This window comes from Arthrobacter parietis, assembly GCF_039530425.1.
GTDB lineage: Bacteria > Actinomycetota > Actinomycetes > Actinomycetales > Micrococcaceae > Arthrobacter_D > Arthrobacter_D parietis.
This window is the reverse complement of sequence record NZ_BAAAON010000003.1, coordinates 248,173-267,704: the sequence shown is the minus strand read 5'-3', so window position 1 is coordinate 267,704 and position 19,532 is coordinate 248,173. Positions and strand designations below refer to the sequence as shown.

20 protein-coding genes and 1 pseudogene are annotated in these 19,532 nt (G+C 64.4%); 7 read left to right on the top strand and 14 right to left on the bottom strand.

Annotation, left to right across the window (positions count from 1 at the left end):
* Positions 1–64 precede the first annotated feature (64 nt).
* The 11 genes and pseudogenes from ABFX19_RS13425 to ABFX19_RS13375 all read right to left on the bottom strand — a co-directional run bounded on the left by ABFX19_RS13425 (position 65) and on the right by ABFX19_RS13375 (position 7,996).
* Positions 65–457 (bottom strand): type II toxin-antitoxin system VapC family toxin, encoded by a 393-nt coding sequence (locus ABFX19_RS13425; protein WP_346028560.1) that lies wholly within the window; start codon positions 455–457, stop codon positions 65–67.
* Positions 454–720, bottom strand: a complete 267-nt coding sequence (locus tag ABFX19_RS13420) for a type II toxin-antitoxin system Phd/YefM family antitoxin (protein WP_346028559.1) — start codon at positions 718–720, stop codon at positions 454–456. Before ABFX19_RS13420 ends, ABFX19_RS13425 begins: the two co-directional genes overlap by 4 nt.
* A gap of 30 nt (positions 721–750) precedes the next feature.
* Positions 751–1,323 carry a Wadjet anti-phage system protein JetD domain-containing protein gene (locus tag ABFX19_RS13415; protein WP_346028745.1) on the bottom strand — a complete coding sequence of 191 codons (573 nt, stop codon included), beginning with the start codon at positions 1,321–1,323 and terminating at the stop codon, positions 751–753.
* A gap of 45 nt (positions 1,324–1,368) precedes the next feature.
* Positions 1,369–1,886: pseudogene (locus ABFX19_RS13410) on the bottom strand (DUF3322 domain-containing protein); the annotation flags it as partial.
* A 25-nt stretch (positions 1,887–1,911) separates the two neighbouring features.
* Complete coding sequence (locus ABFX19_RS13405; RefSeq protein ID WP_346028558.1) at positions 1,912–2,904, bottom strand: SbcC/MukB-like Walker B domain-containing protein; 993 nt, start codon at positions 2,902–2,904, stop codon at positions 1,912–1,914.
* 149 nt (positions 2,905–3,053) lie between these two features.
* A complete protein-coding gene (locus tag ABFX19_RS13400) occupies positions 3,054–3,245 on the bottom strand; it encodes a hypothetical protein (protein WP_346028557.1) in 192 nt (63 codons plus the stop codon).
* Positions 3,246–3,290: 45 nt separating this feature from the next.
* A complete protein-coding gene (locus ABFX19_RS13395; RefSeq protein ID WP_277356901.1) occupies positions 3,291–3,668 on the bottom strand; it encodes a type II toxin-antitoxin system death-on-curing family toxin in 378 nt (125 codons plus the stop codon).
* Positions 3,665–3,871 (bottom strand): hypothetical protein, encoded by a 207-nt coding sequence (locus tag ABFX19_RS13390; RefSeq protein ID WP_277356900.1) that lies wholly within the window; start codon positions 3,869–3,871, stop codon positions 3,665–3,667. The genes ABFX19_RS13395 and ABFX19_RS13390 overlap by 4 nt, the downstream gene beginning before the upstream one ends.
* Positions 3,872–3,965: 94 nt before the next feature.
* Positions 3,966–5,339, bottom strand: a complete 1,374-nt coding sequence (locus ABFX19_RS13385; protein WP_346028744.1) for a GAF domain-containing serine/threonine-protein kinase — start codon at positions 5,337–5,339, stop codon at positions 3,966–3,968.
* Between the two features lie 111 nt (positions 5,340–5,450).
* Positions 5,451–6,695, bottom strand: coding sequence for a metal-dependent hydrolase family protein (locus ABFX19_RS13380; RefSeq protein WP_346028556.1), 1,245 nt, complete (start codon positions 6,693–6,695; stop codon positions 5,451–5,453).
* 23 nt (positions 6,696–6,718) lie between these two features.
* The gene (locus tag ABFX19_RS13375) at positions 6,719–7,996 is read right to left on the bottom strand and encodes a class I SAM-dependent methyltransferase (RefSeq protein ID WP_346028555.1); all 1,278 of its coding nucleotides are present in this window, start codon (positions 7,994–7,996) and stop codon (positions 6,719–6,721) included.
* 130 nt (positions 7,997–8,126) lie between these two features.
* Between ABFX19_RS13375 and ABFX19_RS13370 the strand changes: the two genes are divergently transcribed.
* Positions 8,127–9,332, top strand: a complete 1,206-nt coding sequence (locus tag ABFX19_RS13370) for a hypothetical protein (RefSeq protein WP_277356897.1) — start codon at positions 8,127–8,129, stop codon at positions 9,330–9,332.
* A 5-nt stretch (positions 9,333–9,337) separates the two neighbouring features.
* Here ABFX19_RS13370 and ABFX19_RS13365 read toward each other — a convergent pair whose 3' ends face one another.
* The gene (locus ABFX19_RS13365) at positions 9,338–10,975 is read right to left on the bottom strand and encodes an ABC-F family ATP-binding cassette domain-containing protein (protein WP_346028554.1); all 1,638 of its coding nucleotides are present in this window, start codon (positions 10,973–10,975) and stop codon (positions 9,338–9,340) included.
* Between the two features lie 113 nt (positions 10,976–11,088).
* On the opposite strand from ABFX19_RS13365, the gene ABFX19_RS13360 reads away from it, so the two are divergent.
* Positions 11,089–12,459 (top strand): glucose-6-phosphate dehydrogenase, encoded by a 1,371-nt coding sequence (locus ABFX19_RS13360; RefSeq protein WP_346028553.1) that lies wholly within the window; start codon positions 11,089–11,091, stop codon positions 12,457–12,459.
* An 81-nt stretch (positions 12,460–12,540) separates the two neighbouring features.
* Complete coding sequence (locus tag ABFX19_RS13355; protein ID WP_346028552.1) at positions 12,541–14,364, top strand: glycoside hydrolase family 15 protein; 1,824 nt, start codon at positions 12,541–12,543, stop codon at positions 14,362–14,364.
* Between the two features lie 7 nt (positions 14,365–14,371).
* On the opposite strand, the gene ABFX19_RS13350 is transcribed toward ABFX19_RS13355, so the two are convergent.
* Positions 14,372–14,791 (bottom strand): GlcG/HbpS family heme-binding protein, encoded by a 420-nt coding sequence (locus ABFX19_RS13350; protein WP_056549125.1) that lies wholly within the window; start codon positions 14,789–14,791, stop codon positions 14,372–14,374.
* Between the two features lie 167 nt (positions 14,792–14,958).
* On the opposite strand from ABFX19_RS13350, the gene ABFX19_RS13345 reads away from it, so the two are divergent.
* The 4 genes from ABFX19_RS13345 to dhaK are packed head-to-tail and all read left to right on the top strand — an operon-like array spanning position 14,959 to position 18,328.
* Entirely contained in the window at positions 14,959–15,822 is an 864-nt protein-coding gene (locus ABFX19_RS13345; RefSeq protein WP_056549123.1) for a class II fructose-bisphosphate aldolase, read from the top strand.
* Between the two features lies 1 nt (position 15,823).
* The gene (locus ABFX19_RS13340) at positions 15,824–16,645 is read left to right on the top strand and encodes an HAD-IA family hydrolase (protein ID WP_277356893.1); all 822 of its coding nucleotides are present in this window, start codon (positions 15,824–15,826) and stop codon (positions 16,643–16,645) included.
* Entirely contained in the window at positions 16,642–17,280 is a 639-nt protein-coding gene (gene dhaL, locus ABFX19_RS13335) for a dihydroxyacetone kinase subunit DhaL (RefSeq protein ID WP_346028551.1), read from the top strand. The genes ABFX19_RS13340 and dhaL overlap by 4 nt, the downstream gene beginning before the upstream one ends.
* Before the next feature lie 52 nt (positions 17,281–17,332).
* Positions 17,333–18,328 carry a dihydroxyacetone kinase subunit DhaK gene (gene dhaK / locus ABFX19_RS13330; protein ID WP_277356891.1) on the top strand — a complete coding sequence of 332 codons (996 nt, stop codon included), beginning with the start codon at positions 17,333–17,335 and terminating at the stop codon, positions 18,326–18,328.
* Between the two features lie 108 nt (positions 18,329–18,436).
* Here dhaK and ABFX19_RS13325 read toward each other — a convergent pair whose 3' ends face one another.
* The gene (locus tag ABFX19_RS13325) at positions 18,437–19,474 is read right to left on the bottom strand and encodes an ATP-dependent 6-phosphofructokinase (protein ID WP_277356890.1); all 1,038 of its coding nucleotides are present in this window, start codon (positions 19,472–19,474) and stop codon (positions 18,437–18,439) included.
* Positions 19,475–19,532: the final 58 nt, after the last annotated feature.

Genomic DNA, 19,532 nt, shown 5'->3' with positions numbered 1-19,532 from the left:
GATGCTACGGAGTGCTACGGAGCGAGCGGCTCTGCTCGAATTTCAGGACGATGTCTTCCCGCGGTCAGTCAGGAGCGAGCGTAGAGAGTCCCGCGCCCGCCGCGGCGGCGAGAGGTTCGGCGTCGTAGGCGACCATCGAATCCGCCTCGAGCCGGACGGCAGTGGCAAGATGAATGGCGTCTGCGCTCCTCAATCCACCGGCGAGGGCGGCCGCATACATGAGGTCGGCACGCGCTATGTCGACCAGGTTGATCGAGTCAGTTACCGAATTCACCAGCTCCGGCGCCAGCTTCGCTCTCCGCCGTGCAGCGCAGTGAAGCTCCGTGTAGAGAAGCATTGATGAGACCAGACGATCTCCACGTCCCACTCTCGTGGTCAATTCTTCAGCCAGTGGCTCTGATTCGGGTTCTTCGATGAGGAGCTTCAGTGCGGCGGATGTATCGACATACAGGATCATCGGTCGCCGCGGACATCATTGAGCACATCGGAAGAACTTTGACGTTGGCGCACGCGAGATAACAAGCGGAAGTCAACTGCTCCGGAACCCGCTGGCCGGACGTTGCCAGAAAGCAGTAGTTGCTCCAGGGGTGACAACGACGGCGGGATAAGGGTTGCTGCGGCTTCGCCGTTGTTTGTCACGGTGATGGTCTCACCAGCGCGGACGCGCTCGAGAATCTTGCTGCTGGAGTTCCGCAGTTCTCGGTGGGGAATTGTGGCCATGATTGCCTCCGTAGCAAGCGTAGCAACACGTCACCGAGTGAGCAATTGCTCCAATGCATACCGCCACTCGATGCGCTCCTGCTCAAGGCGAACGTTGCCCTGCCGCCCGAGATGCTCGACCATCTGCTGCTCGGCAGGCAGGAGATGGTTGAACGTCCCGGTCGATGGAACCGGCTCCTTCACCCAGAGATCGCGGTAAGCCTCCAGCGTTTCACTGTCCATCAAGACAGCGGACACGTTGGAGCAAGCGGATCGGATTCGGTTCAGAATTCCAAAGCCGTGGGAATCCAGATCGCCCCAATACACAACCCGGCCATCCCGAACCCACGGAATACGCTCCAACCGATCCACCGCGTATCCAGCACCGTGAAGTACCACCGCGCCTGGTACCGGCGGCATCGCGATCACTGACTCAAGGTTCTCGAACACGAAAACAGTTCGCGGCTGAATGTCCAAGGCAGCAAGCTCTGGCACCGGTGCCGACACATCCACCAGACCGCCGGGACTCAGCTGCGGATCCAGGAACCGCATCCGCACCAGCACCGGCGGAGCGCCCAGCCCGAGGGACTCCAGCCCCGTCAACGCAGCGAACAGCTCCTCCACCAGGCCGCGGTGGGTCGAGACCCATTTGGTGTCCACGCCGCGCACAGGAAGCTGCCGGATATACAGTCCCGACTGCGGATTCGCTTCCAGCCATCGAAGCACCAAAAGCAACCGGTCGAAGTCGGCGTCATCAAGCTCCGCAATCCGGCGTGCGCTCCGCCTCACAGCTTCAGCCAGCGTGCCGCCGTCGAACGTCGACAGCAGTGTCTGGACTCGCGCGCTGAGGCGTGACCAGTGCTGCCCCTCCGCGCGAACCGTGCCACCTCGACGGCACCGGTGAGGCGCAGCCGGTCCGGAACCTGCTGCGTTCCGAGGCTCGCCCAGCGGCGCGGCGCCCACACCACAGCGTCTTCCAGCCCGGCGTCGCGCCAGGATTTCACCCAGGCAATCGCCTCACCCTGGTTTGCAAGGGCAGCCTGCTCAGTGGGTGGGTGCAGCGGAAACTCGACGACGACGCCAGCACCACCGACTACCGCCCACTCACCGAAATTCCGCTCATACTTGCCGGCTGCGGTAGTGCGTGCCTGTTCCACGTCGACCCAGGGCTTCCCGGTACCCGGCATCAGGCGATACCTCGTTTTCGAGGCTTCAAGCGCCAGTCTCCGGCGCCGACTCATCATCGGCAACCTGAAGCTCGCCGTCACCAACAGAAACCACCCCGATCCGGGAATCCTTGAACTCCCGACACACCACCAGCGCGATACCGCCTACGTAGTCCTCGAGAGTCTGCAGCAGCTTCAGCGGTGTCGCGAGGACCATGTGGAAGCCGAACTCGAGGAACACGTTCATCGCCATCCGGGTGAACGCGCTGTCTGCCTTATCGAAAGCCTCGTCGAGGATGACAGTGCCGTAGCCGGGGATGTCGTCCTCGTCCTCAGCCAGCTGGTACCGCAATGCAGCGGCCAGGCAGAAGATCACCAGCTTCTGCCGCTGGCCACCTGAGAGCCCGGCGCTGGAATCGTGGATATTGACCGTGGTTCCGGCCTCATCCAGCTCAATTCCGGTGAAACGAACGTGCTGTCGGGTGTCCAGTACTTGCCGCTGCCAGGTGCGGTCCCCGGCTTCACTGGAAGACAGCCGCGTCATGAGGCGGTTCATCACATCGAACTTCTGCTCCGCGGCCTCGCGGCTTTCCTCGGCCCAGGACCCTGCGGAGATCGTCTGGAGGTCCTGCATGAATTTCGTCTTCGCCTCGGAATTGTTGTCCTTGACCATGATCTTGAGATACCTGCCCTGGTCGAACGGCGAGCGGCGCAGGGAGCGGTTCACCGGGTCGATTCGCTCCCGGATCTGCCCGGGCGCGCGGCGGATCTCATTGGCCAGCTGCCCGACATTCCGCTGCGCCTGGCTTTCCAGCAGGTCGAAGAACTTCTGCTCGAAATCCGGCAGCCGGTCGGCACGAAGCTTGCCTAGAATGTCGAGGAAGCCGCCACGATCGGCGATCTCTGCGGTGAGGTCGCCCGCAACAGCCCGCCACGAGGCAACAAATGAAAACTCGCGAGCCACGATCGCCTGCTCTGCCGCCTGCACCGAACCGCGGGCAGCGTTCTCCTCCTCGGTGAGTGCGCCGCTGACCTTCAATGCGACGCCGTCGATTTCAGCGTGCGTAATGCTTCGGCGGACGCCGTAGAAGCGCTGTTCGAGCTCGGCTGCATCTGCGAATCAGGACGCCCTCGTTGCGCCACTCCGAGCAATACGCCTGTGCGGTCTGCGGGAGCTCGAAGCCGTGGTCACGCAGCTCCTGCAAATCGGCGTCGATCAAACTCGAAAAGCTCCGGCGCAGGACGCCGTCTTTCCTCTCCACTGAGATGCGTTCCCAAAAGCGCGACGGCGGCGCCCGCGTTGCGTCCGCGCAGCAGGGACCAGGCGGGACTTTCCTTGGCCAGGCGATCGGTTGCGTATGCAGTGCTGAGGGTGCTCACGTCGTCAAAGGTACAACCCGGCGCCGACGAAACGCAGTTCGCGTGTCAGGTCCGTGGCGTTGCGATGAGGTGAGCGGAGATGAGGTCGGTGGACTGTTCATTGGTGATGCTTCCGCTTGTTACCCCGACCACCAGATCGAAGGCCACATCTGTCGGGAAGTTATGCCGGTAGCCGTTGAGTCCCAGAAAAACCACCATCAACGTCCACGCAGTTCTCTTGTTGCCGTCGATGAGGGCGTGATTACGTGCAGTTGATTCAAGTAGAACGGCCGCCTTTTTGGCTAACGCAGGGTAGGCTTCTTGTCCCGCCGCGATTGTCGCGGGCCGGGCAAGAGCCGACTGAAGAATCCCAACGTCGCGGACATGGAAGCCGTACTGCGCGATGATGTAAAGAGCGTCATCGATGTCAAGATATGCCGTCACGCGTCAGCGAGTCGTTCCAGCAACTCCGCATCATGCGCCTTCACGAATGCGAGAGACGCGTCGATGACGTTGCGGCGTGCATGCCGCTCAATCACGAGCTGGGCGCCTTGCAGAATGAGCGCGCTTTTCGAGATGTGAGATTCCGAGGCGATTATGTCGAGCTGGCGATCAAGATCCTTGGGGAGCCGTATGTTGAGTGCCATCCGTCCACGGTACCGGAATGGTACCTCCCACCTCAAAGGCTTTCCGGACAGGGACCAGGACAGCGTTACTGGCGACGACCACGTTCCAGAAGGCCTAGGCCCGTGCGCTACGACTCTCGAGCCGGAGCTCCAGGTCATTCATGACGATGCCGGCCAGGTCCTCGAGCATGCCGACCTCGTCGGAAGTGAACTGACGGGACTCTGTATCCAGGATGCACAGCGTTCCGAGGTTGAAGCCGTCCCGGGTGCGCAGCGGAACCCCTGCGTAGAACTTCAGACCGAACTCGCCGGCCACTAGCGGGTTGCTGAGCGCCCGGGGGTCCGCTGGCGCATTTTCGACAATCCAGGGGCCGTCCTGCAGGATGGCCGACGCGCACAGTCCCGGGTCCCGGTCGAGCTGTTCCACATCGGTTCCGTAGTGGGACTTGAACCAGATGCGATCGTGGTCCACAACGCTGACAATCGCCGTTGGCACCGAAAAGATCCGCGAGGCGAGGGACGTGATGCGGTCAAACGCGCCGTCCGGCGGAGTGTCAAGAATGTTGTAACGGCGAACTGCAGCCAGCCGATCCTCTTCATTGTCCGGCACAAGTGAACCCGCCTGCTTACGCCGGGAACGGCCCGCGACCGCCTGTTCGTACAACGCCATCGAGACCTCGCGGGCGGTGGGCCTCGCCGCAGGATCCCTCGATGTCATCGCTGTCAGCAGCGCCACCCATTGAGGATCCAGGTCCGCAGGAATTTCCGGCGCGCGGAATAGTCTCACCACGGCGCTCTCCACCACCGGGCCCGGGAACTCCATTTTGCCGGTGATGCACTGCAGGAGGACGAGGCCGAGCGAATAGATATCGCTCGCGGCATCGACACTCTCGCCCTTGACCTGCTCTGGACTCATATAGGCGACGGTCCCTGTCAGTGAGCTCGCGTCGTCGCCCTTTGTGCCGGTCAGGGCTGCGATGCCGAAGTCGGTCAGCTTGGCGCGAACCCGAGCGTTCCCGGTGCCGTAATCAAAGAGCATGACGTTGGCCGGCTTGACGTCCCGGTGAACCACCGACTGGCTATGGATGTAATCCAGACCATCAGCGAGATCGCACCCAATTTGCGCGGTTTGGCGCAGCTGCAGGGTTCCCTCCGCAATCCGGTGCCGCAGGTCAGGGCCCCGCACCAGTTCCATGACCAGATAGACAAAAGGTGACGCCGGATCGCTGAAGTCGGTTCCGGCGTCGAGCAGGGCTATCAGGCTGTGATGGTTCAGCCGTGCGAGTAGTTTGACTTCAGCGTCATTGCTCCGCTGCTGATGCTCGTCCAGCACATCGGTGGGGATGAGTTTGATCGCCACGTCCCGGGCGAGGAATTCATCCCGTGCCCGGTGGACCGCGGCTTTGGCCCCGACCCCTATCCGTTCGAGCAAGCGGTACCGTCCGCCGAACAAGAGCCCGGGTGTGCTGTCCACGGCCGCCTCAACCATCACTTACCTTCCTTGACCGACATGATCAGTGGGCGACGGAAAAGGAGGACATCGTCGCTGTGTGTTGGCCACGAAAATTCTACCGGGACGAGGTCAAGCTGTGGGCCCTCCTCAGACTACAAACTGCAGCGCGCCCTCCTTATAGACCTGCCCGATCATCTCGCGCAGTCGCGGAAGCTGCCCTTCCGATTCCAACCGACCATTCAGAACGACGACGTCGGCCAGGTAGTCCGGAGCGAGCCGGCCCACTGAGCGCTCCGGAGTGATCAGTTCACCCGCAACCGACGTAGTTGCAGCCAGCACCTGCTCAAGGCTCATGCCGGCGTCCGCCATCAGGGCGAGCTCCTCAAGGTTTTCCCCGTGGACCCCCACACCGGAGTCCGTGCCCATGGCGATCCGGACACCGGCCTCAACAGCACGGGCAACGGAGGCACGGTGATCCTCGGCTACCCGCTTGGCCTTGTCGATGACCTGCGGTGGAAGGCCGCTGGTCCCGGATTCTCCCTTGCGGATGACCGCCCGGGGCGCAGCGAGGGTCGGCACCAGGTAGGCGTTGGTGTCCAGGAACAGCTGGATCGCCTCATCGTTGAGGTAGATACCGTGTTCAATCGAACGGACTCCGGCCCGCAGTGCGTTGATAATGCCCGTGGTGCCTTGGGCATGCGCCATGACGTACTTTCCCTGCAGCTCGGCTTCTTCAACGATGACGGCGATCTCCGCCGGTGTGAATTGCGAATGCCGCGGGTCGGTGGTGGGGGAGAGCACTCCTCCCGTGGAACAGATCTTGATCTGGTCCGCTCCGGCCCGCAGCAGTTGGCGGGTGACCTTCCGGACCTCCTCGACGCCGTCGGCAATTCCGCTCGGCCGCCCGGGGTGAGGGCCCAGCGCAGGGGAGTCCACACCGGAGGGCAGCCAGAAATCGCCGTGACCACCGGTCTGGGACATGATGCTGATTGCCAGTCGGAGCCTCGGCCCTTTCACGAGGCCCTGCTCGATGGCCAGCTTGGCGCCGAGGTCAGCGCCGCCGGCATCGCGCGCCGTGGTGATGCCCGCCCGCAGCGTGGCCTCCAGGTTCCGCACCGATTCGTAGAACTGCAGCGAAAACGGCTCGGCCACTGCCTGGATGGAACCGGGGTTGGAGGTGGTCGCGTGGATGTGCAGGTCGATCATCCCGGGCAGCACCGTGCGCCCGGTGCAGTCGACCACCGTCGCGCCGTCATACTGTTCCGCTTTCGAAGCGCGCGGGCCCACCGCCTCAATGGTGGTGCCCCGGACAATAACGTCAGCGGGCTCGGGAAGGAAGCGTTCGCCGTCGAACACGTGGCCGTTCCGGAAAACTGTGAGAGAGGGTGTCATGCAGCCACTCTAATAACGGTGTGTTAGAAATTGCGGCGCAACGGCGGGTCTTCGCCACCCGGCCGCTGCACCAGGATCTGGTTGACGCCGTTCAGCCCGCGCTCAAACCCGAGCGCGCTCGAGGCCATATACAGCCTCCACACCCGCGCCCTGCCCTCGCTGGTGAGCCGGACCGCCTCGTCCCAGTTCTCCTCGAGGTTGCGCACCCAGGCACGCAGGGTGAGTCCGTAGTGCAGGCGCAGCGCTTCGACGTCGAGCACTTCCAGCCCCGCCGATTCCAGCGCACCCAGCATCACGGTGAGGCTCAGCATCTCGCCGTCCGGAAACACATAGCGGGGGATGAAGGAGTCAGGATCCGGCGGCATCTCGCCGGCGTTCCACGAGATCGCGTGGTTGAGCAGCCGCCCGCCGGGCCGCAGCAGGCCGTGCAGCTTGGACGCGTAGTACCCGATCTGTTCCCGCCCAACGTGCTCGGCCATGCCGATGGAACTGATCGCGTCGAACGGGCCGTCGTCGATATCGCGGTAGTCCTGAACCCGGATCTCAATCCGGTCGGAAAGCCCGACGTCGGCCGCCCGCTTCTGTGCCAGCGCTGCCTGCTCCTTCGAAAGGGTGATGCCGACGACGTCGACTCCGTAGTTCTGCGCCGCGTGCAGCGCGAAGCTGCCCCAGCCGCAGCCCACATCGAGCACCCGCATGCCTTCGCGGAGCCCCAGCTTGCGGCAGACGAGGTCCAGCTTCGTTTCCTGTGCCGCATCGAGGCCGGTGTTTCCGTCGTCCCAGACCGCACAGGAATAGACCATCGACGGACCGAGGACGAGCGCATAGAAGTCGTTGCCGACGTCGTAGTGGTGTGAGATTGCGGCCGCGTCGCGCTTTCTCGAGTGGAGCCGACCCGACCGGGCGACCTTCATTTCCTCGGGCGGCGGCGCGGGTGGCAGGCCGATCGCGCCAACCCGGACGGCGGTCCTCAGCAGCCGCAGGCGCTCGCCCAGGGTGGGCGGACGGAAGGCCTTCAGCTCAGCGAACTTACCCACGGAGCTGAGCGCAGAGAAGCTTTCGAAGAGGTCGCCGGGGCCGTCGATGTCGCCGGCAACATAGGCGCGGCTCAGGCCGAGCTGGTTCGGCGACCACAGCATTCGCCGCAGTGCCCGCCTTGATCGAAATTCGATCACCGGCGCACCCGCTGGACCCGCCTCCGAACCGTCCCACGCGTGAAGCCTCAGCGGGATCTCCTCGGTGCCCAGAATGATCCCCAGCGCTTCCGCCAACCGTGGCGCTACTCCCTTTTTCTTCGCCATGCTCCCTTGTCTACTCCCGTTTTCCCGTCGGTGCCAGAGGTCTCGGAGCCCGACTCTGCTTTCGTTCCCGAAGGCAACTAGGATGCTGAAGGGCGAATCGCCCCGTTGATTGCTCAGGGGGATGAGATACATGACACGGCCAGGCCTGGTTCACGCGCACAGACTTGCTCCACCGGACCTTTTCTGGCGCACTTTCGGCGTGATTGTCCTGTTCGTGGGTGTGCTGCTCGGGGTGGCGTTCGCCGTCGGGCCGCTGGTGTTGCTCGCCGTCTATAGGAACCTGTGGCTCCTGCTTCTCCTGCCGGTGGTCGCGGGGGGAGCGTGGATGGCGGTCAAGGCTTTCGGGCACTCCCGCAAGCTGCGTTGGCACTACTCACACCTTCCGCGCGCCACCCTCTTCACCGACCGCATTGAATCGGAGGAATGGCGCACGCCGTTCATGAAGGGCGGCGCGAAGAGTGCAGTCGGTGAGGCGCCCCGCCGCCGCACCATCCCGCTCGATGCCGTGACCTCCGTGGTGGTTTCCTTCGCGATTGTTCGCCGGACAACGACACCCCGCACAGCGACCCCTATCATCGAGACCGCTCCGGTCCTGTATATCCGGTACGACGACGACGGCCGCCAGGAATTGCTGAGCGTGCCCTTCTCGTCGCACAAGGATGAGGGTGTTGACCGGTGGCTGAGCTACTTCGCCGGCGCAGGCATTCCGCTTCACTACACTCCCCGGTTCCTCTTCCGGCACGACACACAGGTCCTCACTGACGCTGACCGGCTGAAGCATCTCAACGCTGCGGCCGACCTCATTCCCTACACCTTCTCGGAGGGCTGGCTGGCGGATGAACAAGAACTGGGTGCCCAGTGGATAGCACTCGACAAAGCGATCCGCCGTGAGGAAGAGGCTAAGGACCCCGAGTTGAAGGACAGGCGCGCCCGGCACTCGGGGCGGACCTGGATCTCGATGGGACTGATTTTCGTCTGGCTGATGGCTACTCTGTTCGTCCAGCAGCTCGCCGCGGAGTGGGGATACCTCGATCCCGGCAACCCACTGGTCAGCTTCATCTGCGTTATCGCTTTCGGGTTCGCCTTCTTCTACTTTCTCCGCAGCTACCTTCGCTGGCCCTACATGTTCATCTATTCGGGCGGCGTGCTCGTCAGCGCGATAGTGGTGCTGATCCCGAGCCGCCCAGGGGTGGAGCTGGAGCTGAGCACGAGCTTTCTCCTGGCCGCCCTCGCCTACCAGCCGCTCTGCTGGCTTCCCTACCTGGTGGTGAAGAAGGTCGCGGCGAAGTTCAAGGCACGCGATGAGGCTCTGGAGGATCCCAAGGTTCCGGCGTAGTTCGGCTACAGCACCCGGACCTGTCCTGCACTGACCTCCCACCGGGCATCCAGCCGCACGTTCTCAAGCATCCGGCGGTCATGGGTGACCAGCAGCAGCGCACCCGTGTAGTCCTCGAGTGCTTCCTCGAGCTGCTCGATGGCCGGTAGGTCGAGATGGTTAGTGGGTTCGTCGAGCACCAGCAGGTTCACCCCGCGGGCCTGCAGCAGCGCAAGTCCGGCCCGGGTGCGCTCGCCGGGGGAGAGGTTGCCGACGAGTGCCCCGGTCTGGTCGGCCTTGAGGCCGAACTTGGCGAGCAGGGTGCGCACCTCGGCCTGCGCCAACTCCGGTACGGCCGCTTCGAAGGCTGCAGCAAGCGTTTCGTCCTCGGCAAGCTGTCCGCGCGCCTGGTCGATTTCGCCGACGGCGACGTTGGCACCCAGTGAGGCTGCGCCGTCGTCGGGGTCTTGATGACCCAGCAGGAGACGCAGCAGGGTGGACTTTCCCGCTCCGTTGGGGCCGGTGATGCCGATGCGTTCGCCGGCGTGGAGCTGCACCGACACCGGACCAAGGGTGAAGTCTCCCTGACGCGCCACGGCGCTGTTCAGCGTTGCCACCACTGAGCTGGAGCGCGGCGCCGAACCGATGCTGAACTGCAGCTGCCATTCCTTGCGCGGCTCCTGCACCTCGTCCAGCCGAGCGATCCGCGATTCCATCTGCCGGACCTTTTGTGCCTGCTTCTCTGAGGACTCGGTGCTGGCGCGGCGGCGGATCTTGTCATTGTCCGGGCTCTTCTTCATCGCATTCCGGACGCCCTGCGAGCTCCACTCGCGCTGGGTGCGGGCGCGTGAGACGAGGTCCTGCTTCTTGTCGGCGTATTCCTCGTACGCCTCGCGCGCGTGCCGTTTCGCGACGGCGCGTTCTTCAAGGTAGGCGTCGTAACCGCCGTCGTACACCGCCACCTGGTTCTGCGCCAGGTCCAGTTCCACCACGGTGGTGACGCAGCGGGCGAGGAATTCGCGGTCGTGGGAGACGAGGACAGCGCCGCCGCGCAGGTTACGCATGAACGCTTCAAGGCGGGCCAGCCCGTCCAGGTCCAGATCATTGGTGGGCTCATCGAGTAGGACGACGTCGAACCGGCTCAGCAGCAGCGCGGCCAGGGCAACCCGGGCAAGCTGGCCGCCGGAAAGTCCGGTGACGAGGGCATCCTGAGCGACGCCGGGTGCGACGTCGGCCAGAACCGCCGGGAGCCGGTCCTCCAGATCCGCTGCTCCTGAGGCGAGCCAGTGTTCCAGCGCCGCGGCGTAGCGGTCATCGGCGCCCTTGACGGCGGTACCGAGTTCTTCGGCTGCGGCTTCCATCGCGGCAGTAGCTTCGGTGGCGCCGGTCCGGCGGGCAATGTACTGCTCCACGGTCTCACCCGGTGTGCGCTCATGTTCCTGCGGGAGCCACCCGACGAAAGCATCCTTGGGCGAGGCCATCACGGTGCCCGCGAGCGGCTCATCCACGCCGGCGAGCAGACGGAGCAGGGTCGACTTGCCGGCACCGTTGGCACCCACCACTCCGACGACGTCGCCTTCGGTGACGGTGAGGTCCAGGTTGGCGAACAGGGTGCGGTGGGCGTGGCCGCCGGAAAGCGCCTTGGCCACGAGGGTTGCAGTCATTGATTCAGTGTAGGAGCCGGTGGCAGTCAGTCGCGCGTCAGGAACGTGTCAGTGAGAGGGTGCAGACTGGACGGGTCAGTATCCAACGATGCCCCCAACCTGGAGGAACAGGCATGACCGATTCGGAATCAACGCTCATCATCCTCGGGGGAACCGGAGACCTGGCAGCCCGGCTGCTCCTGCCGGGGGTGGGGAAGCTGCTCACGGAGGAACCCGATCGGCGGATTCTGGTACTGGGTTCGGGGCGGAAGCAGTGGAGCGATGACCAGTGGCGCAGCACGGTGAGCGAGGCCTTCTCCACCGTGGACGCCCATGGCGCTGCCGTTGACCATGTCCTGTCCACGTCGCGCTACCTTGCCGTGGATTACTCCTCTCCCGAGGAACTCGCCGGGCTCGTCCGGGAAGCACACGGCAAGCCGATCATCTACTTCGCACTGCCGCCGGGCGTAACGGCCACTGCAGTGAAGGCCCTACAGGATGCACAGCTGCCGGAGGGCACCGTGCTGGCGCTCGAAAAACCCTTCGGCAACGACCGCAGGAGTGCAACCGAGCTGAATGAACTGGTCGCCGGTGTGGTTCCGGAGTCGCAGGTCTTCCGGGTGGACCACTTTATGGGCGAGTCAACAGTCCTCAACATCCTCGGGTTGCGCCTTGCCAACCGGGTATTTGAGCCACTCTGGAACCGGGACCATATTGCGCGGGTGGAGATCGTGTATGACGAGCAACTCGGGCTCGAAGGCCGCGGCGGCTACTACGACAAGGCCGGAGCCATGGTGGACATGCTCCAGAGCCATCTGCTGCAGATCATGGCGCTGATTGTCATGGAGCCGCCGGCCGAGCTTGACGCTGCGGATTTTCACGCCGCCAAAGTCCAGGCGCTCCGCTCGATTCACCTGTGGCGGAATGACCCGCGGACGGCAAGCAGGCGTGCCCGCTATACGGCGGGCACCGTTGGGGAAAGGGAGCTGCCGGCCTACGCCGGCGAAGACGGTGTGGATCCCGGGCGCAACACCGAAACCCTCGCCGAGCTCGATGTCGAGGCGGCGAACCGGCGCTGGGCGGGAGTTCCCTTCACCCTCCGTTCCGGCAAGGCGATCGGGCAGCCGCGCCAGGAAGTGATCGTGACCTTCCGGGACGTACCGCACCTGCCTGGGCGGCTGAACGGACAGAACCGGCCCAACGTACTGCGCCTGAACCTCGCGGACGGCGGCGTGGATCTGGGAATCAACGTGAACGGATCAGGGCACCCCCTTGAACTCCAGCGGACGCACCTGTCGGCAGACGTGGGGCCCGGAGAGCTGAATCCCTATGGCGAAGTCCTGCGCGGAATGCTCGATGCGGACGCGATGCTCGCCCTGGACGGTGCCGCCGCTGAAGAAGGATGGCGGATCGTCGATTCGGTGCGCGAGGCGTGGGCCGGTGGAGAGGTTCCGCTGGATGAATACGAGGCAGGCTCAAACGGCCCACAGTGGCCGCGCCCCTAGTGCCCCCGCCTTACCGCGGCGGGCGGCCACATTCCGGCCATGGGTAGGGTTACGGTGAAACACGATCGAGGGAGACTTTCTGTGCGCAGGCCGGACAACACGCCGGATCACAAGTCAGCCGCGATAGCCGACTATGGGCTGCTGGGCGACTGCCAGGGATCCGCCCTTTCCTCCCGGGACGGCTCCGTTGACTGGTGGTGCCCTCCGCGCTTCGATGCCCCCAGCGTGTTTGGGCGCCTGCTGGATCCCGACGCCGGACATTGGACTATCCGCCCGACAGGCACTTACACAGCCACCCGCCGCTACCTTCCCGGGACCATGGTCCTCGAGACCGAGTTCGACTGCGACAACGGGACGGTCCTGCTAACGGACGCGCTGGCCCTGGGGCTAGGGGAGCAGGGCCACGAGATTGGGCACAACTCCCCGCACATGCTGCTTCGTCGGGTCGAGGTGACCCGGGGAACCGTTGAACTGGCGGTGGACCTTGCTCCCCGTCCGGAATACGGACTGATCACTCCTCATTTCACGCAAACCGCCACCGGGTGGGGGATCCGCGGCGGGGCCGACCGCCTGACGCTGACCGCCGGCCTAAACCTCACTGCCGTCGACGGATCACTCGGCGGCACCTACCGGCTCGAGGAAGGGGACGCCGCCGTTTTCGCGCTCCGTCACCACGGCGTCACGGCAGCCGCGCAACCGGCCGCCGACGGCGCCGCTGAGCTGGACAACACCATTGCAGCGTGGCGGTCCTGGAGCGACATGCACCAGAGCTACCGGGGTGCCTACCGCGAGCAGGTGCACCGCAGCGCGCTGGTGCTCCAGGCACTTACCTATAGTCCGACCGGCGCGGTCGTCGCGGCACCCACCACCTCCCTGCCGGAAGAGCCGGGCAGTACCGCCAACTGGGACTACCGCTACGGTTGGCTGCGTGACGGCAGCCTCACGCTCAAGGCGCTGTGGGTGGCAGCGTGTCCGGACGAGGCGCAGGATTTCTTCGACTGGATCACCACTTCTGCCGGAGTGCTACGCGGCGGGCACCTGAGCATCATGTTCGGCGTGGGCGGCGAGCATGACCTCACCGAGCGCGAACTGGACCACCTGGCCGGTTATGCCGGATCCCGGCCGGTCCGTGTCGGCAATGACGCCTGGGACCAGAAGCAGCTTGACGTCCTCGGTGAGGTCTTCGAGTGTGCCTGGATCCTGCGGGACCAGCTCGGCGAATTCCCTTCCGAGACCCGGGAGTTCCTGATCGCCGTTGCGGACAGGGCTGCCCAGACCTGGCGGGAGAACGATTCGGGAATCTGGGAAGGTCGTGAAGGCACACGGGACTACGTCACCTCGAAACTGATGTGCTGGGTGGCGTTGGACCGCGCGCTGAAACTGGCCGACCGTCTCGGCGCCGCCCAGAAGATGCCGGAGTGGGAGCGTGAACGGGACAGGATCCACGCCGCTATCCTCGATCAGGGGTGGGACAGCACGGTCAACGCGTTTACGGGCGCCTTCGGCTCCGACCATCTCGACGCCGGTGTGCTCCTGATGCCGATCATGGCGTTCCTCCCGCCTGAGGACAGCCGAATACTGGCAACACTGGAGGCGATGGAGCGCGAACTCGCCACCGGGAACCTGATCCAGCGATGGACGGGCTCCGATGATGAAGGTGCCTTCATCATCTGTTCCTATTGGTTGGCCAGCGGCTGGGCGATGGCAGGCCAACCGGAACGCGCCAGAAGAATCTTCGACGAAGTGACCGGATACGCAAATGACCTCGGCCTCCTTTCGGAGGAGATCGACATCAAGAGCGGCGCCCTGATCGGGAACTTCCCGCAGGGTCTGTCCCATATCGGCCTCATCAACGCGGCCTGGGCTATCACGCAGTCAGAAGACGCACAGGCAGCACAGGCCTGAGCCCCGCTCAGAACGCAGCGACCCCGGCCTCCGCAACCTCCTGGTCCTGCTCGATGGTTCCGGTTGAGACACCGACGGCGCCCACAATGTCACCGTTGCGTACCAGGGGAATGCCGCCGGGGAACACCACCAGCCGGCCGCCGTGGGCGTCATTCAATCCGTAGATCGGGCCGTCCGGCCGGGTGAGTCCCTGCAGGTCACCGGTCTCGCACTGGAAGGCGATTGCCGTGTAGGCCTTGTTGATGGCAATGGTGATGCTGCCGATGTTGGCGCCGTCCATGCGGACATGGGCTTTCAGGTTGCCGCCGGCGTCGACGACGGCAATGTCCATCGGCTGCCCGATTTCCGTTGCCTTGGCGGCAGCGGCATCAATGACGCGGCGCGCTTCCTCGGCGGTGACTGTCTCAAGCACGCTTCCAGTTGCCATGGTGTTTCCTGTCGGTAGGGGGGGGTGATTGAGCAACCTAAGCACGCCCTGGGCGGTCCTGACGAGGTGGTGATTACCCGCAAGGCGAGGGGTGGGTAACCCCCCATTCCGGTGTGCGGTACGCACCCCTACTGTGGAGTTTGAACCCTACTCAGGAGGTATGTGTTGTGGGCGTTGTTCCCCTGAAAGACATCGTTGATCCGGCGTTTGAGTCCCGCTACGGCGTTCCTGCGATCAACATTTTCAATGACCTGACCATGGAGGCTGTACTGGCAGGCGCGGTTGAAGCCCGCTCGCCGGTCATCCTGCAGACCTCGGTCAAAACCGTGCGCAGTATCGGGTCGCGGGTGCTGTTCGACATGTGGCAGTCACTGACCCGCGGCATCGAGGTACCGGTGACCCTTCACCTGGACCACTGCCCGGACCGGGAGGTCGTGACGGAGTGCCTGAAAGCCGGCTGGAACTCGGTGCTCTTCGACGCCTCCGAGCTGCCGGTCGAGGAGAACCAGCGCCAGACCATCGACGTGGTCGCCGAAGCCCGCAGCTACGGCGCGCAGGTCGAGGGGGAGATCGAGTCCATCACCGGCGTCGAGGACGATCACGGCTCCGATGAAGTGTCGCAGCAGCAGAGCCTGGAGACCGCGCTCGCGTTCATCGACGCCACCGGCATTGACGTGTTTGCTCCCTCGATCGGCAACGCACACGGCTCCTACAAGGCAGCTCCGGTGCTCGACGTCGAGCGGGTCACCCAGATCGTCGAGGCCCGGAACATTCCCATTGCGCTCCACGGCGGAAGCGGACTGAGCCCGGAACAGTTCGCCGACCTCATTGCCCGCGGCTGCGCCAAGGTGAACATCTCGACGGCGCTCAAGGAAACGTACATGCAGTCCTCGTTGTCCTTCCTGAAGCAGGCTGAGCAGAACAACAAGTGGGATCCGCCGTCACTGTTCAAGCACACACGCGGTGACGTCGTGGCCATGGTGACACAGCTCGCGGACCAGTTCGGCAGCGCAGGAAAGGCCGGACATTAGGATGCCGGCGCTCATCTTTGATTGCGACGGCGTCCTGGCCGACACTGAGCAGCACGGTCACCTGCCTGCCTTCAACCAGACCTTCACCGACTTCAACGTTCCGGTGCAGTGGACCTCGGAGGAGTACGCGCAAAAGGTGAAGATCGGCGGCGGCAAGGAGCGGATGCGGAGCATCCTGACCGAGGAGCTGGCCGCTTCGCTCGGACTGACTAACGACGCCGCTGTGGACCAGGCGATCCGCGACTGGCACAAGCGCAAGACCGACATCTACAAGGGACTGGTTGAAAGCGGCGCGATGCCGGGACGGCCCGGAATTGGGCGCATCGTCGCTGAAGCGCACGACGCCGGCTGGACCCTTGCGGTGGCATCCACCTCTGCCGAACCTGCCGTGCGCGCCGTACTCGGCCATGCGGTCGGTCCGGAACTCGCCGCCCACTTCTCCGTGTTTGCAGGTGACATCGTGCCGCACAAGAAGCCGGCGCCGGACATTTATCTGGTAGCGCTCGGTGACCTGGGCCTGCAACCGGATGACGCCGTCGTCATCGAGGACAGCCGCAACGGAATGCTGGCCGCGCTGGCGGCAGGGCTGCGGACCGTCGTCACGGTCAGCGGCTATACAAAAGAGGAGGATTTCAGCGGCGCTTCGCTGGTTGTCTCCTCCCTCGGCGATCCGGATAACGGCGAACCCACCGCGGTGTTGCAGAACCCGCTCGGCCTTGACGTACCGGATGCCGTCTCGCTGGCCGTCCTGCAGGACATCCTCGACCGCCCGGCACCGTCAGCACCCTCCACCACCGCTTCGACCCCTACGGAGAAATCATGACCGCCACAGATCTCGCGGACGTCGAATACGTTGTCCGTACTCTTGCCCAGACGGCAGTGGACCAGGAAAAGGAGTTCGGTGACCTTGACGCTGTCGTCGGCGACGGCGACCTCGGCTACTCGCTGGCGCGCGGCTTCGAGAAGGTCCTTGCTGACTGGGACAACCTCAAGCGCGACGACGTCGCCACCTTCCTGCAACAGGTGGCTGTCGCCATCTCCAGCCGGATCGGCGGAACCTCCGGGCCGCTCTGGGGCACGGCGTTCCTGCGCGCATCAATGACAGCCAAGAGCCTCGACACCATTGACGGCACTGCAGCCCTGGCAATGCTCCGGGCAGCGACCGATGGGATCAAGGCACGTGGTAATGCCGACCTGGGCGACAAGACGCTGCTCGACGCACTGGTGCCGGCCACCGATGAACTCGAGCGGCAGATCCAGTCCGGTGCAGGGGCCGCGGAGGCGCGCGCTGCCTTTGCGAAGACCGCCCGCGAATGCGCCGACGCCACGAGCAAGCTCGAGGCCAGGCGCGGCCGTGCCAGCTACAGCGGCGAGCGCAGCATCGGTTCACCGGATGCCGGTGCAGTGGCGGTTGCCATCATCATCGAGCGCATTGTCTCCGAGTGGTCGAACCGCTGATTTCTTTCGTCACACCCCTTTTCCCCAACCAGCACAACGATGTGGAGCCCCCATGAAGAAGTTCGTCAATGATCCGCAGCAGTTTGTTCCAGAGATGCTCGAAGGCCTTGCACTGGCCAACCCGGACACCCTGAAGTATGTGCCCGAGTACAACCTCATCATGCGCGCCGACGGCCCGGACGAGAACAAGGTCTCGATTGTCCAGGGCTCCGGCTCCGGCCACGAACCGGCGCACGTGATGATCGTCGGAAAGGGAATGCTCGACGCCGCGTGCCCGGGCGACGTCTTCGCCGCACCCCCGTTCGATTACGTGTATGAGACCACCAAGATGCTCGCCTCACCCAAGGGCGTCCTGCTGCTCGTCAACAACTACACCGGTGACAAGATGGTCTTCGAAATGGCCCAGGAAATGTCCTCCGCCGAAGGCATCAACGTCAAGACCCTGTTCATCAACGACGACGTATCGGTGGAGGACTCCACCTATACGATCGGCCGTCGCGGCGTGGCCGGCAACTTCTTCGTCATCAAGGCCGTCGCCGCTGCTGCCGAGCGCGGAGCGGATCTCGACGAGGTCATCCGCATCGGTGAAAAGGTCAACTCCGTCACCCGGACCATGGGTGTGGCGCTCACTGCCTGCACACCTCCCGCCAAGGGCAGTCCGCTCTTTGAGCTCGGCGAGGATGAGATCGAGATGGGCGTGGGCATCCACGGCGAGCCGGGACGCCGTCGGGCCAAGATGATGCCTGCCAACGAGATCGTCGATGAACTACTCACCCCCGTGGTCAAGGATCTTCCGTTCGGAGACGGCGACCGCGTTGCCCTCATGGTCAACGGCCTCGGCGGCACGCCCATCAGCGAGCTCTACCTGCTCTACGGCCAGGCCCACAAACGGCTCGCTGAGCAGGGCATCACGGTGGGCCGCAGCTACGTCGGTGAATACTGCACCTCCCTGGACATGGCCGGTGCCTCCATCACCCTGGTCAAGCTCGACGACGAAATCGAAGGGCTCCTGAACGACCCCGCGGAGATCCCCATCCGCGTGTTCTGACCAGCTGAAAGCCACAGCAGGGCCCGTCCAAGCCCCACCGGACGGGCTCTGCTGTGTTTCTGTTTTGGTGCCGGTTCCCGCCCCGCTGCTTCCCCTCCGTGCTGCTGATCAGCCGAAAAGGAATGACGCTTCGTCGTAGCGCTCCTGCGGAACCGTCTTGAGGCGCCCGACTGACTCTTCCAGGCTCACCCGCACAATCTCTGTTCCCCGGCTGGCGACCATGGTGCCCCATTCCCCGTTCTGGGCGGCGTCCACAGCGGCCCGGCCAAGGCGGGTGGCAAGGACCCGGTCAGCTCCGCTCGGAGCCCCGCCGCGCTGGATGTGCCCGAGGGTGGTGGACCGCGTTTCGATACCGGTCCGTTCCTCGATAATCGGAGCAAGCCGTTCGCCGATGCCGCCCAACCGCGGCCGGTTGAAAGCATCCAGCCCACGCTCCGAATGCGGCTGGGTCATCTCCGCGGAGACGAATCCCTCGGCGACCACCACCAGGGGAGTGCGGCCGCGCTCGAACGGCGTACGCACCCAGGCACAGATCTGGTCGAGCGTGGCTTCCTGTTCAGGGATCAGGATTGCGTGGGCGCTGGTGGCGATACCCGCATGCAACGCAATCCACCCGGCATGCCGGCCCATGACCTCGGCGATCATGCAGCGGTGGTGCGATTCCCCCGTCGTCTTCAGCCGGTCGATGGCCTCGGTGGCAATCTCGACCGCCGTGTGAAAGCCGAACGAGTAGTCGGTAGCGGACAGGTCATTGTCGATGGTCTTCGGCACCCCGACAATCCGGACCCCGTGCCGGCTAAGGATCTGGGCGGCGGCCAGCGTGCCCTCGCCGCCGATCACAATGAGCGCGTCGACGCCCGCCGAGCGCAGGTTCGCCTTGATATGGGCAGCTCCGCCGTCCTCACCGCGCTCGCCGAACGGGCTTGTCCGTGAGGTCCCGAGGATGGTGCCGCCCAGCTTGGCCAGCCCACGCACGCTCATCCAGTCGAGATCGATGAAATCGGCATCCACCAATCCCCGCCACCCGTCCAGGATGCCCACGAACTCCTGTCCGTGATCCCGGCTGCCACGCAGCACGCAGGCGCGGATCACCGCGTTGAGTCCGGGGCAGTCTCCGCCACTGGTCAGGATGCCGATGCGGCTCATTGAGCGTTCCACATCATCGTGTGTGTCTCCTCGATGGCGTTTGATGAGGTGCAGAACG